13 protein-coding genes and 1 pseudogene are annotated in these 13,121 nt (G+C 38.0%); 3 read left to right on the top strand and 11 right to left on the bottom strand.

What is annotated here, in order from left to right; genetic code table 11:
* Positions 1–630: 630 nt before the first annotated feature.
* The 3 genes from NST91_RS22665 to NST91_RS22675 form a co-directional block, all read right to left on the bottom strand.
* Positions 631–1,755, bottom strand: a complete 1,125-nt coding sequence (locus NST91_RS22665) for an IS110 family RNA-guided transposase (protein WP_341331531.1) — start codon at positions 1,753–1,755, stop codon at positions 631–633.
* A gap of 331 nt (positions 1,756–2,086) precedes the next feature.
* Positions 2,087–2,446, bottom strand: coding sequence for a winged helix-turn-helix transcriptional regulator (locus NST91_RS22670; protein WP_341332952.1), 360 nt, complete (start codon positions 2,444–2,446; stop codon positions 2,087–2,089).
* 294 nt (positions 2,447–2,740) lie between these two features.
* Positions 2,741–3,970, bottom strand: a complete 1,230-nt coding sequence (locus NST91_RS22675) for an IS110 family RNA-guided transposase (protein WP_341330810.1) — start codon at positions 3,968–3,970, stop codon at positions 2,741–2,743.
* 435 nt (positions 3,971–4,405) lie between these two features.
* On the opposite strand from NST91_RS22675, the gene fdhA reads away from it, so the two are divergent.
* Together fdhA and NST91_RS22685 are read left to right on the top strand one after the other, a co-directional pair.
* Entirely contained in the window at positions 4,406–5,623 is a 1,218-nt protein-coding gene (gene fdhA / locus NST91_RS22680) for a formaldehyde dehydrogenase, glutathione-independent (protein WP_341332953.1), read from the top strand.
* A gap of 28 nt (positions 5,624–5,651) precedes the next feature.
* Entirely contained in the window at positions 5,652–6,071 is a 420-nt protein-coding gene (locus NST91_RS22685) for a GlcG/HbpS family heme-binding protein (protein ID WP_341332954.1), read from the top strand.
* Positions 6,072–6,174: 103 nt separating this feature from the next.
* On the opposite strand, the gene fliT is transcribed toward NST91_RS22685, so the two are convergent.
* The 4 genes from fliT to flaG form a co-directional block, all read right to left on the bottom strand.
* Positions 6,175–6,525, bottom strand: coding sequence for a flagellar protein FliT (fliT, locus tag NST91_RS22690; protein WP_341332955.1), 351 nt, complete (start codon positions 6,523–6,525; stop codon positions 6,175–6,177).
* Positions 6,525–6,926 carry a flagellar export chaperone FliS gene (fliS, locus tag NST91_RS22695; protein WP_341332956.1) on the bottom strand — a complete coding sequence of 134 codons (402 nt, stop codon included), beginning with the start codon at positions 6,924–6,926 and terminating at the stop codon, positions 6,525–6,527. Before fliS ends, fliT begins: the two co-directional genes overlap by 1 nt.
* Positions 6,927–7,081: 155 nt before the next feature.
* Positions 7,082–8,656, bottom strand: coding sequence for a flagellar hook-associated protein 2 (locus NST91_RS22700; protein WP_341332957.1), 1,575 nt, complete (start codon positions 8,654–8,656; stop codon positions 7,082–7,084).
* Positions 8,657–8,671: 15 nt separating this feature from the next.
* A complete protein-coding gene (flaG, locus tag NST91_RS22705) occupies positions 8,672–9,034 on the bottom strand; it encodes a flagellar protein FlaG (protein WP_341332958.1) in 363 nt (120 codons plus the stop codon).
* 151 nt (positions 9,035–9,185) lie between these two features.
* Between flaG and NST91_RS22710 the strand changes: the two genes are divergently transcribed.
* Positions 9,186–10,040, top strand: coding sequence for a DNA endonuclease (locus tag NST91_RS22710; RefSeq protein ID WP_121445784.1), 855 nt, complete (start codon positions 9,186–9,188; stop codon positions 10,038–10,040).
* A 397-nt stretch (positions 10,041–10,437) separates the two neighbouring features.
* Here NST91_RS22710 and NST91_RS22715 read toward each other — a convergent pair.
* The 4 genes and pseudogenes from NST91_RS22715 to fliW all read right to left on the bottom strand — a co-directional run.
* A pseudogene (locus tag NST91_RS22715) lies at positions 10,438–10,551 on the bottom strand (flagellin); the annotation flags it as partial.
* A gap of 345 nt (positions 10,552–10,896) precedes the next feature.
* On the bottom strand, positions 10,897–12,228 hold the full coding sequence (locus tag NST91_RS22720; RefSeq protein ID WP_341332959.1) for a flagellin N-terminal helical domain-containing protein: 1,332 nt from the start codon (positions 12,226–12,228) through the stop codon (positions 10,897–10,899).
* Between the two features lie 201 nt (positions 12,229–12,429).
* A complete protein-coding gene (gene csrA, locus NST91_RS22725; protein WP_341332960.1) occupies positions 12,430–12,663 on the bottom strand; it encodes a carbon storage regulator CsrA in 234 nt (77 codons plus the stop codon).
* An 11-nt stretch (positions 12,664–12,674) separates the two neighbouring features.
* Entirely contained in the window at positions 12,675–13,118 is a 444-nt protein-coding gene (gene fliW, locus NST91_RS22730) for a flagellar assembly protein FliW (RefSeq protein WP_341332961.1), read from the bottom strand.
* Between the last annotated feature and the right edge of the window lie 3 nt (positions 13,119–13,121).

Consider the following 13,121-nt stretch of genomic DNA (forward strand, 5'->3'; position numbering starts at 1 on the left):
AATTCCTGCTTTTTTGTAAAATAAATATGGAGAAATTGTGAAATTGTAAACAATGTTTACACAAACAAAGCTATCCCCGTGGGTCACGGATGCGCCTTGGTTGGGTCACAGGGACAGGTCCCTGATATGAACGAAACTGTCAAGTTCCCCTCGAATCCCTAATTATAATTGCCGTTTTTTGGCGCACTTAAGAAGAGAAGCATTTTTGGGCTTCTTTTCTTTTTTATAAATGTTGGAGACATTTTATGTCTAGGGATTACCCTTCTCAGCTTACTGACTACTCCTCAATCTATGGATTGCCTGTCAAGTGCTCTCCTTGACTGGTAATCCATAGATTGAGACACTTTTTAAAGCTGAGAATTAAATTCCTCCTTTATTCAGAAGTTAAGAACACGGCACGAAGGCAAAAATCTAAGCTTCGGTAAGCACTCTGATATTCGTGGATTCTCACATTTTATCTTTCCGTATAAAGGATCTACCACCAACTCGTCACGTGCGTTAGCCTATTTAGACATAGCACAAAGGGACCACGTGGATTATCCTTTCCGGTGTTATACTTTGCCTTCGAGCCCTACTCTTAAAATCACATAATTTAACTGCAGTTTTTTATAAACGAATTTTTATAATAGATTAAGATTCAATTAAAACTCTAGAGTTTGTTTCTATTTCCTGCGTGACTGCCCAGATAAACCCAGCTAGTTCTCTTGCCACTGCCGTTACGACTTTCCCACTTTCTTTACCCCTTGATAATAATCGGAAATACTTTTTATGAAGACGATTTTGAGCTTTCCATGATATAGCTTGAACAACGGCCGACTGACCTTCTTGTCTTCTTTTTAATTCTCCTTTTACTGCAGGTTGATATCGATAACTCCAGGCTGCTTCTATCAGAAGACGGCGAACGTGTTTATTCCCTGTTTTCGTAATCTTACCTTGTCTTCGACTCTCACCACTAGAATATTCGCTTGGGATAAGACCTACATATGACATGAATTGTTTAGCCGAGGTAAATCTTTTAAAGGACCCAATCTCTGCCACTAAACTTGTGGCTGTAATAGTTGCCACACCTCTAAGCGATTGAAGTGCTTGAATTACAGGAGCGTGTAAACCTTCGGTTGCTTGGATATCTATTTCTTTCTCTAACCGTTTTATCCGTTGTTCGATCTCTTGAAGTTGATAGTAATATTCTTGGAATACAATTCTAGACGTAGAACGAGTAAATTTTAACTTGTTTAACCATTCCCGATACTTAAGGGTCCATTTGCGAACACCAGTAGGAGGCTTAATATTGTGTCTTAATAAAAACTTAGTGAGTCGATGTTTTGCCCTTAATTCATCCTCTTTGGCATCTTCACGAGCACGAACTAAATCTCGAAGAGCTTCATCGTCTTCAGTTGGTACATAAATAGATGTTAATTCACCAGCACGGAATAATTGAGCAAGCCTAACCGCATCCCTTCGGTCTGTTTTAATCCGTTCTCCTGGCTTAGAAGGGATTAGGGATGGTGCGATTACAAAACACTCTATTCCTAAACTTAAGAAGAAGCGGTACAATGGGTAACCTGTTGGGCCTGCTTCATAACATACCTTTATCTGTTTTTTATCTCCTAATTTCTTAACTAATTTTCTAATAGCCTCTAAAGAGTGTGGGATCATTCCATAATATCTAGGTGCGTCTCTTCCTTCTTCAGCAATCGCAACAGAAATTTTTTCCTTTGAAACGTCTAAACCTACGTATTTTATGGTATCCTTCATAATATAACTAGCTCCTTTCGTAATGTAGCTCTGATTTGGTTTGATTTTTTAATCTCCGTTAAACAGTCTAACCAAATTAACCTACGGGATTACGACAAGGGGCTAGTTTCGTTCATGTTAACTTGTCCCACCAGAAAATGGATAAAATCGTCCCCGTTATCCTTTTTTCCTGCTAGTAATGTGAATTTGTAAACATTATGTGTAGGTGTAAAAATATATGCATGTCTAAGGTGAGTTATGAATGGAACTTGTGTGGTGTCTTAGATGGGATTGCTTGAAGAATTCTTCAGTAGTAGTATGTCCAACTATTTATTTTTTACCAGCGTTTACCTTAATTAGTAAACGATTTGATATTTTGTTTTCCCCAATCGTACATCATGAAAACAATCGGCATTAGGCTTTGACCTAAATCTGTCAATGAATATTCCACTCTCGGAGGAACTTCGGGATATACTTTCCGATGAACAATGCCATCTTCCTCCAACTCTCGAACCTGGGTCGTTAACACCTTATGCGTTATTTTCGGAAATAATCGTTTAATTTCACTAAAACGTAATGGACCACCAGTTGCTAAATAGTAAATAATCGTAATTTTCCATTTGCCGCTAATAATGGATAATGTCAATTCCTTTTCACAATTAAATTCACCATTCTCAAGTTTCTTTCTGACTTCCCTCCGTAAATCATCCATTAAATACTTCTCCTCCTCACTGGCTCAAAAGTATCCTTAAGGTAATCTTCTCACAAAAAAGTGCGTTCTTCCAAACAAAAGATTTATTTTTTAGACTAGATGTAAGGTAGAGAATATTCAAATTCAAGGGAATTAACTCTATCAAAAGTCCTGCGGTAATATGTCAAGTACCAAAATCTAAGGAATTGGAAATTGTAAGCCAACCAATACCTAAAAAAGACAATACTTAAGAAACCCAGTAAGATATTAAACCATTTACTGGAAAACATTGAAGGATTTAGGATGTTTTATCCTTTAGTTATTCACCTTCCTTCTTGGCGTGTAGACTTGATCGTTGCGTAGCAGCGCATCGACCAACCGCACAAGTTTTCTTGCCGTTAAGACGAGTGCTCTTTTGTGTTGATGCTTAGGAACCTCACGATATTTTTTCAGGTAGTATGCCCGAAATTCAGGTTCATTTCGTTGAACCGAGTTGGCAGCTTCAACAAGGTAATAACGAAGAAATCTATTTCCTGAACGTATCATTTTGGTTTCCTCAGCTTGGAACTTGCCTGATTGATGCTTGGACCATGTAAGTCCACTATATTTGGCAATGGAAGCTTGGTTATCAAAGCGATCAATTTGTCCAATTTCGGCTAAAATACCAGCGGTATAGACTGGGCCTATTCCTGGAATCGTCTGTAAGGTATTAGGGATACCTTCTAGAAGCTTTTGGATGGCTTTGTCAAGTTCTTTAATCTGTTTAGTTATACTACGGATGGACTCTATTGAAGTCCCTAATAATAGGTCGATAGAATCTTCCACACACTTTGATAATCGGTAGGAAGATCTCGCAGCCTTTTGAATGGATTTCGCCACACACTCGGCGTCAGTAAAGCGATTTTTGCCCTTATCTTGAAGATAATTCGCAAGTTCTTGAAGATCCATTGAGCTAATTTCATCTAAGCTATATTGTTCAAGAAATAGCTCTAACATGGCATTTCCAAAAACCGAACTATCCACTTCAGTCGTAAAGGAACTACACTTATAAAATAAGTGTTGCAGAAAATATTGCTTTTCTCGCGTTAGGTTATGAACGAGATGATATCTCATTCTTGTCAACCTTTGAAGAGCAATAAATTGTTCCTGCATGACCGCCGTTAGTGGAAGACGTCCAAACCGTAAGCGATCTGCAATAATCCAAGCATCGACTTGGTCTGTTTTATCCAGGTCAACATATGACTCTTTAAATTTTTTAATTAGTTTTGGATTAATAGTAAAGACTGTTGTTTTAAATTCTTTAAGAGATTCATCCTCGTGAAAAAACATAGCAGGATGCCAACTATAGACTGAAGTGGCCTCCATCCCGATTTGAATCTCGGAAATTGAGTTACTTTGGGCTATCTTGACAATCAGATCTTTCAGATAAGATGCCCCTGTCAAATTGTTGTCAACAGTGAGAGCAGTTAATGCTTTTCCTTCAAAATTCATGACACAAGCTTTCATATCTTGAGAGCTAACGTCTATTCCAACAAATAATTTCATGGTGGCTAACCTCCTTTCAATCTAGGATCAAGGGAAGGACTCTTCGGGATATCCCCAGTGTACTTGTCGGTCAATCACCCTCGCGTATTAGAACTCACTTTGGTCCATGAGCTGCCTGGAAGCTGCAACTTCCAGCATGGGCTGCCAAAGGGAACAGCCTGCGGGTTAGAAGTTCGAACAAGGACTGGGGAGACAGACTTTTGTAGTAGTCAAAGCTACAGGAGATGATAGAAATCCCCCAAACGATCCTAAGACCATTATCTAGGGACATCACGAAAAGTCCACCCTTTGGAAAACTTTTTCAGATGGTGGGGGGCTAGCCCCCCACTATCTGAACTAACATCTATAGAATTATCAAAGAACAATATTTTAATTGGAAATTACCTCGAAAGAGGACTATAAACTTACTATACGAGGAGATTGGGGGAAGGAAAAATGGCAGGAAACAGAGCTGTAGTATACAAAGGTCCTGGACGTGTAGCGATTGAAGATATTACCTACCCAGATTTGATTCTTAGAGACGGACCGGGAGTAAATCCTTTAAATGTTGGTCGTAAGTGTGACCATGGGGTCATTATAAAAGTTGTTACCACTAATATTTGCGGAAGTGATCAGCATATGGTTCGTGGTCGGACGACGGCTCCATCGGGGCTTGTTCTCGGTCATGAAATTACGGGTGAGGTCATTGAGGTAGGACGCGATGTCGAATTTATTAAAAAAGGAGATCTTGTTTCCGTACCTTTTAATATTGCGTGTGGCCGTTGCCGTAGTTGTAAAGAACAGAACACACATATTTGTGAAAATGTAAACCCAGACCGTCCAGGCTCCGCTTACGGATATGTCGACATGGGAGGCTGGGTCGGTGGACAATCCGAGTATGTAATGGTTCCTTATGCGGACTTCCAGTTGCTGAAGTTTCCAGATAAAGATCAAGCCTTAGAAAAAATCCTTGATTTAACGATGCTTTCTGATATTTTCCCAACAGGCTATCATGGTGCGGTGAGTGCTGGCGTAAAGCCTGGTTCAACTGTATATGTTGCGGGAGCAGGCCCTGTTGGCTTGGCTGCAGCCCATTCTGCTCAACTTCTAGGCGCTTCGGTTGTAATTGTTGGTGACTTAAACAAGGAGCGTCTTGCACAAGCGAGAAGTTTCGGCTGTGAAACTGTAAACCTTAGAGAGCATCCAGACCTCGGCGAGCAAATCGAACAAATCTTAGGTGTTCCAGAGGTAGATTGTGCCATTGACTGTGTCGGTTTTGAAGCCCACGGGCATGGTGCTGGCGCTGGTGAAGCGCCTGCTGCTGTTTTGAACTCCATTATGGAAGTAACCCGTGCCGGAGGTCGACTTGGTATTCCAGGATTATATGTTACAGGTGACCCAGGTGCAGTAGACAAGGATGCGAAAATCGGTACGTTAAAAGTTCGACTGGGACTTGGATGGGCGAAAGCACATACTTTCGTAACGGGCCAAACACCGGTTATGAAATATCACCGTGACTTGATGATGGCAATCCTAAGTGGGAAAGCACAAATTGCAAAAGCTGTAAATGCAACACTCATCTCCTTAGATCAAGCACCGGCCGCGTATGCTGAATTTGATCAAGGTGCTTCCAAAAAATTTGTCATCGACCCTCATGAAATGTTGAATAAATAAGATATTTGAAAATAAGGAGGTTATTATTATGAGTAAAATCACATTAGATTTAGCTAAAAAAATCATTGCAGGTGCGGAAGAAGAAGCCAATAAAATTGGAGTATCCATGGTGATTTCAGTTGTGGATGAAGGTGGAAATCTGATTGCGATTCACCGGATGGATGATGCTTGGTTAGCGAGCATTGATATTGCTCAAAATAAGGCCTGGACATCTGTCGCATTAAAAATGCCGTCAGCAAACTTAGCAGATGCAACGGTTCCTGCAGCAGAACTTTATGGATTGAATACAACAAACAATGGACGCCTTGTCGTGTTCGGCGGTGGGATCCCACTTGAGATTGACGGAAAAGTTGTAGGAGCTGTCGGAGTAAGTGGTAGTACAGTTCCTCATGATGTTCAAGTGGCGGAGGCTGCTGTAAAAGCGTTTAATAATTCGGTAAATCTGTAATAAATTGGTGGGACCTAGGGACAGGTCCCGCGTCCCACCATTATAGCAATTCTTATTTTGAGTAAATACGTCATAGAAAAAAGCCACCTTTTCTAGATGGCAACTATTTCTTCTTATCAAAGAACATTCCGTCAGAAGGTGCCGATTGATAAGGATTGACGTATTTGGTTGTCGTTACTTTTCGCTTTTTTTGGTTGGCGATATCCAATTCGATCTCTTTTTTTAGACAAACTAGTTTACTATCTATAAATACATTCATTTGGACAATTTCAGCACCAAATTTCCCCTCTTCCTCGGTGAAAGGGGGTTTTACTTTTGATATTAGCTGCTCCCGTTCATCAAGGAGACCCGTAATTTTTTCAATGACCTCATCACGTTTTTCCTGTGGAACAGGTTCCGACAAGATGCCATGTAATTCCTTTGTAATGCGGTACAGACTATTTACCGGATTCACTAGATTTGTCCACCTTGACCGTGCTGACGTTGACGATTCAGTTGAATAACTTCCTTCCATGTGTCACGGAAGTCTGTTACAAGTTCCTCTACCTCAGCCAAAATCTCAAGGTCATTCTTAAGATTTACTTCCATTAGGCGGCGATTCATATAGTCATACATCGCCATCATGTTTTTGGATACTTCCACATCCATGTTTAACGTGACCATGAACTCACGAATGATGTTTTGGGCCTTTTGCAAATTTGTATTTTTTGCTTCAATATTATTTTCCTCAATCGCTTTGTGTGCGAGTTTAATGAATTTCAAACAACCATTGTAGAGCATTAACGTAAGCTCACCTGGTGATGCAGTCGTAACTGAGTTTGATTGATATGCTTGATACGGATTTCCAATTGCCATTTACGTTACACTCCTTTTATCCCTCTTAACGGGCAGTATATCCCCCACCTCAAAATTTTGTGATCCAATAAGGATGAGTAGTGGGAGATAACTGCCCATAAAACTAACAATCTGTCTGGGTTGAAAATCCCCCTCACTGATGAAGTTTCACTTTATTATCCACTGAAAAAGTTCTGCATGAGGTATGCGGATTGTTGATTCGCACGTTGAATTGCTTTTTCCATCGCTGTAAATTGACGCCAGTAGCGATCTTCGATTTGCATGAGACGGTCTTCGAATCGATCGATTTGGCTATCTATATTTGTTAAATTTCTACCAATCGTAAACTGCTGGTTTGTCATGGTAGATTTCCCTGCCTTAGATTCAATATTTGTAATTGTTCCTTTAATCGAATCTCTTAGGCGTCTAGCAATCCCTTTATCTTCATAGGCTGTCCCTTCAGCAGAAAACATCTTATAAATTGCATTTGGGTCTTCTGCCAGCTTTTGCTTCAATTTATCAGGATCGTCGATAAATAACTTTCCTCTATCCAAATAGTTAGATGAAGTTTTAATGCCAATCTCAGCTAATTGACTAAATCCTTCTTTAAGGCCAGAGATAGGTGAATAAAAGTCCATTCGCATTTGGTTAAGGCCACTGGATAAAATAGAATCGTTCCTCAATAAGCCACTTTGAGCCATCTCGTCCCATTTTTCAGCTTGCTTATCGCTCATTCCTTCGCGTTCTTCATCGGATAACGGATGATAATCTCGGTATCGGGTTTCACCGAGTTTACTATTAATTTTTTCAATGACTTCATTGTACTTATCAACGAATTTAACGATTTTATCAAAGGCATCTTCGGTATTTTGAGAAACTGTAATGGTCTCTTCGCCAGTAGTAACTGCATTGAATTTCAATGTAAGGTCGTTTATTGTATATTCATTTTTAGTTGGCTCAACCGTCAAGACACCATTATAAGTGAATTTCGCATTGGTACCGCCAGTTTCATTTTTTGTCCAATTACCTGTTACAGGATCCTGATTACCAGCTTTTATTTGTAATGTATTCGCTAAGAAGCTAGCCGTAGTACCGTTGTACCCAATCTCTGCTCCTAAAAATTCTGTATTATCTTCTGTTTTATTAAAATCACCAGTAACTGTACGTTCAAGGACCACCTTATCAGAGGTACTATCATAGAATGCACGCACTCCTAAATCGGAATCTGTAATCTTTTTTAAAACAGTATTTAGTGTATCTTTACTAGGATCAATTTCAAACGTTACAGGTTCTTTTCTTGTGCCATCCTCATTATATGTGACGATTGTAAAATCACTAAAATCATTTCCACCAGCAAAGGATTGTGTATTTAATGCCTTATTTGGGTCAATTTTTGTACCAGTAGCAGAAATCCCAGTTTGACTAACTCGTGTTGCGGCTGTTGCTAGCTGGTCTACTTTAATTTTATAATTACCATTCGATGCTGCAGTACTTGCAGTTGCTGTAACAGCGCTTGGATTCGAACTAATTGCTGTTTTCGTTTGATAAGTTCGTTGCAATGTCATATCAAATGCCATCGTATCAAGTTCAGCCAACAATTTATTCATATCACGATATTGATCACGTTGCCACTCATAGATTTGTTTTTGTTGATTGAGCTTGTTTAACGGAATACGCTCAGCCTTCATTAAATCAGTAACAATCTGATCAATATCCATTCCACTTGCCAATCCACCAATTCTCATATTCATGGGTGCTCACCACCTTTAAATCTTTTTATCTACCACAAAACCAAGAAACTCAGTCATTGCAGCATAGATATCTAGTATTTTCTTTGAAGGGATTTCACGTACTACTTCATGTGTATCGTTGTTCACAATTGTCACGTAGTATTCGTTTAATTGCTCATGAAGCTCAAACTTTAAGGAAGTATTATTTGGTTCTAAAAATTTATTAAGGCTATCAATGACCTGTTGGACGTTATCTTTTGAGTATATTTGGGACGAAAGGGTTGGTTCCGTGTCACTCAGGGTAGCCCCTTTGAATTCAGATTCATATGATTTTTTTGATTGAGTATAGTCTGTGTTGAAGTTCATCGTTGTGCCAGAAGAGACTTTATCGATCGACATTTAATTTCCTCCTAAATGAACTGGCCTTTATTAGTTATATCGGTATGATAAAAAAAATATTAAGCTAACTTCATTATGTTCTACATTATTTTAATTTACCTCTTATACAGGGAACGTACGTTTGGTATAATATGTACAGGGAGGGGATACGATGGATTTTTACAATCTTACAGATATTCAACAAAATGTACTAATTGGAAGTATTATTGGAGATGGTGAAATAACAAAGTTGTATAAAGGCTCCAGAAGTAAAAATAATAGTTACCGTGAACATTTTGGTATCAAACAAATAGACTATCGAAAATGGAAGATGTCATATATTCCTGATTTATTGTACATCACACCTAAGAGCAATACATTAAGGTCAAAATCACTGCCTCTATTTACTGAATTATATCCGCATTTCTACAATCCTTCTGGAGAAAAAGTTATACCAATTGAATTATTATCTAAGTGTACACTTTTACACTTTTTAGCTATTATTTACATGGACGATGGAACTCTCTCAATTACCTCAAGAATAAACCACAATAAAAAGATTATATATTTAACTCCAAATGTATTTCTGTATTTGCAAAACTTTCAACTTGACCAATTACAAATACTTAATAATCATATTCAAAAAACCTTTCAAATAAAATTTTCAATTAACAAACGCGGAGATGGATATGGCCACATCTTAAGGTTCACTTCAACAGATATTACATACGATTTTCTAAAAAGAATATCCCCAATCACCGCTACTTGCCAAAGTATGTACTATAAAACTAACTGGGAGTGGCGGCTTCAACAAGAAACAGAAATCTATCAAAAAAAATATCCAGGTTATAAAGTTCTTTCCTCCAATAGTGATAGGAATAAGAATTATACAGAAACTGAAATTCAAAAAATAGTTCAGCTGAAATTGAATGGAGAAAAAGACAGGGGTATAGCAGAATGTTTAAATAGATCTTATTGGTCAATAGTTTACAAATTAAAAGAATTAAGAAAAGATGGCCGCCTTTAATGGTAGCCATCTTTAATGAAAATTTATTAACGAAGAAGTTGTAGAACTCCTTGTGGTTGTTGGTTCGCTTGCTTTGCGACTGTATCTTTCGATGACAGAATAGACTATATCTTCATCCATAATCTTTATGGAGCTGGGCACTTCGAACAGAATTTGCTGCCCTACGAGATTCATAGTCATAGCTCTCGCCTTAGACCGTTTTCCCTAGTCGTTGAACCTTCTCCAGAGTTTCCTCACAGGAGCTTGGCTGCTGATTATCCATTGTTTCATCTACATCATTTTCACACCTTCACGTTTACCGTTTCCAGTTACGTTGTGGTTGATGAGGCTTTAGGAAGTTCCAGCAATTCACCCAGTTATACTCTAGCTCGTTACCAAGCTAGACGCCCTTCAATCATTATCTCAAGAGTTGTAATACTCCTTGAGGCATTTGATTAGATTGAGCCAACATTGCTTGTGCTGCTTGAGAAAGAATAGAATTCTTAGTTTGGTTCATCATTTCTTTCGCCATCGTGCGAACATTTGCTTTCACAAATGACTAGACTATATCTTCACCCTCTAGCAATCTAGTAGGGGTCGGGCACTACGGATTCACAATGCTGATGTACATTGTTTCACCTATGGATTTCATCATCATAGCATTTGCCTTAGATGGTCTATCCTAGTCGTTGAACCTTCTCCACTCTTTCGAGACAGGAGCTTGGCTGCTGATTGCCCATATCTTTTCTTTTTTCAAACCATCACGCATGTCGTTTCCAACTACGTTGTGGTAAGAAAAGCTCTAAGGGTTTTCCAGCAATTCACCCGATCATAATCACTAGCCGTTACCAGCTAGGACGACTGTGCTTGTCACTGCTTAAGCAGCTAAAGCATAATCTACGTCACGGATACGAGATTCCGCAGCAGTTAGGTTTTCAGAAGACGTACCTAGGTTGTTTATTGTGTGTTCTAGACGGTTTTGGAAGGCACCAAGTTTAGAACGCTCAGCCGAAACACTTGTAATAGCATCATTAATTGCTGTAATCGCAGTTTCCGCACCAGCTTGAGTTGTAACATCAATATCTTTAATGCCTAGGATTTCAGTGTCCATTTTATTGATATCAACTTTCATTGTTTGGTTCTCATTAGCACCAATATGCATAGACAAAGAACTGTTTGAAGTTACTACTTCTGTATCACCAGTGGCTAATGCAATATCGGTGGTCATCTTAAATGATAACCCACCTGCTTCAAAATCACTATCATTGATAGTTAGGCTATCATTACTTTCAAAGGTAGTTGTTCCTGCAGTATTTGTAATTGAAAAGTCATCTGCTGCTGTAGCATAAGTTGCATTTAAGTTAAATGTCATTTCACCAGCTTGTACAGTAGATGAACCAGCTGAAATTGTGAATTTTTTACCATCTGTGCTTTGAAGAACAGCATCATCGGCTGTACTATCTCCAGCAACGTCGTTAAAATCTACACCCGCTGCTTTAGCAACTTCTGTTCCATTTTCATCAACTAATGAGAAATCAAATTTTCCACCTGCAGCATCTGACACTTTTAATGTGTAATTACCTAGTTCTAAACCTGCAATATCACTTGTAGCTGTCATTGCAAAATCACTGCTAGCATCTAAACCAGTTGTATTCGTTTTAACATCTGCTGCTAATTCAGCAGCATTATTTGTAGTTATAGTATAAGTATCTGATGCTAAACCTGAGTCAGTAACTTTAACACCTGAAATACCCAATTCATTTGTAGATGTAGTATTAGCATTATTTCCAACACTACCGTTTAATAATTTCTTAGTATTAAACTCAGTATCAGTTGAAATACGATTTACTTCATCCTTTAACTGACTGATTTCTTTTTGAATTTCTTTACGGTCAGAATCAGTATTTGTATCGTTAGAAGATTGAACTGATAATTCACGCATACGTTGAAGAATGCTTTCTGTTTCGTTTAAAGCTCCTTCTGCTGTTTGAATTAAAGATGTTGCATCTTGAGCATTCTTAGAAGCCATATCCAATCCACGAATTTGACCACGCATTTTTTCAGAGATTGCAAGACCTGCTGCATCATCTGCTGCATTGTTAATACGAAGACCTGAAGACAATTTCTCCATTGATTTTGATTGAGCTGTTGAAGCACTATTCAACTGACGATACGTGTTAAGCGCCGCAATATTATGATTAATTCTCATTTCTTATTTCCTCCTTGAATGTTTGTAATCCCACATCCTTGTGGAATTTAATATATTTACAAATAGTACAAAAGTCGGCCGCCTTTTATACTTATTTGTTTTACATACTTAATATCGACATGTTTTGTAATTGTTTAATAGATTTTTAGATTTTTTCCAACAAATATTTCGCGAATAAAAAAACCCGCTATCATTTTTAGTTTAACGGGTTTTCTTAAAATTGAGATTCAGTTGTTTTAACAAATTAATTGAAGTTTGGGAGGCTTGGTTGTTTTCATTTTGAATATCTAGGTAAACTTCTTTCCTGTGGATTTCAATATATTTTGGTGCTTCTATTCCGATTTTAATTTGGTCTCCACTCACTGATAATATTGTAATTTCAATATCATCACCAATTTTTATTGATTCATTGATTCTTCTAGTTAATACAAGCATTCTCCCACCTCCTATTTAGCTGATACTTTTCCTTTTTCAAAAATCGAATGCTTTGTTTGATATGAAGTATTTGTTAAAATAACTTGCTTAGCTAATTGTTTTTTTGTATTTATAATAACAGGAGCTTGCATGTTCGCTGTTGTTTTTTCGAATGGATCTTGAACGGTTAGTATCACATAAACCGTAACATCTTTTTCTGATTCGAGTTGGAGCTGTTCGACCACTTGATCGTCAATTGTAAAATCATATTCTTTTAAGAAAAGGAATGGGTTAGTAACAACGAAGGCTAGTCCAGCATTGCTAACAGATTGCATAATTGAAATACCTGTATCTTCACCAAAGGGTAAAAAGATAAATTTCTTTTCTTCTAAAAATCCGGGTATTCCATTCGCAAACGTAATAATATCCTTTTCTTCTATATGTATCTCACCATGATATTTCGTTTCAATTTTCATTTC

Source organism: Ferdinandcohnia sp. FSL W7-1320, from assembly GCF_038050315.1.
GTDB lineage: Bacteria > Bacillota > Bacilli > Bacillales > Bacillaceae_L > Ferdinandcohnia > Ferdinandcohnia aciditolerans.

Excerpts from the sequence above, each read along its gene's own strand:
- NST91_RS22710 (WP_121445784.1), top strand. The coding sequence starts at position 9,186 with ATGGATTTTTACAATCTTACAGATATTCAACAAAATGTACTAATTGGA.
- NST91_RS22675 (WP_341330810.1), bottom strand. The coding sequence starts at position 3,970 with ATGAAATTATTTGTTGGAATAGACGTTAGCTCTCAAGATATGAAAGCT.
- flaG (WP_341332958.1), bottom strand. The coding sequence starts at position 9,034 with ATGTCGATCGATAAAGTCTCTTCTGGCACAACGATGAACTTCAACACA.
- NST91_RS22665 (WP_341331531.1), bottom strand. The coding sequence starts at position 1,755 with ATGAAGGATACCATAAAATACGTAGGTTTAGACGTTTCAAAGGAAAAA.
- NST91_RS22700 (WP_341332957.1), bottom strand. The coding sequence starts at position 8,656 with ATGAATATGAGAATTGGTGGATTGGCAAGTGGAATGGATATTGATCAG.
- fdhA (WP_341332953.1), top strand. The coding sequence starts at position 4,406 with ATGGCAGGAAACAGAGCTGTAGTATACAAAGGTCCTGGACGTGTAGCG.
- NST91_RS22720 (WP_341332959.1), bottom strand. The coding sequence starts at position 12,228 with ATGAGAATTAATCATAATATTGCGGCGCTTAACACGTATCGTCAGTTG.
- csrA (WP_341332960.1), bottom strand. The coding sequence starts at position 12,663 with ATGCTTGTATTAACTAGAAGAATCAATGAATCAATAAAAATTGGTGAT.
- fliS (WP_341332956.1), bottom strand. The coding sequence starts at position 6,926 with ATGGCAATTGGAAATCCGTATCAAGCATATCAATCAAACTCAGTTACG.
- NST91_RS22670 (WP_341332952.1), bottom strand. The coding sequence starts at position 2,446 with ATGGATGATTTACGGAGGGAAGTCAGAAAGAAACTTGAGAATGGTGAA.
- fliW (WP_341332961.1), bottom strand. The coding sequence starts at position 13,118 with ATGAAAATTGAAACGAAATATCATGGTGAGATACATATAGAAGAAAAG.
- NST91_RS22685 (WP_341332954.1), top strand. The coding sequence starts at position 5,652 with ATGAGTAAAATCACATTAGATTTAGCTAAAAAAATCATTGCAGGTGCG.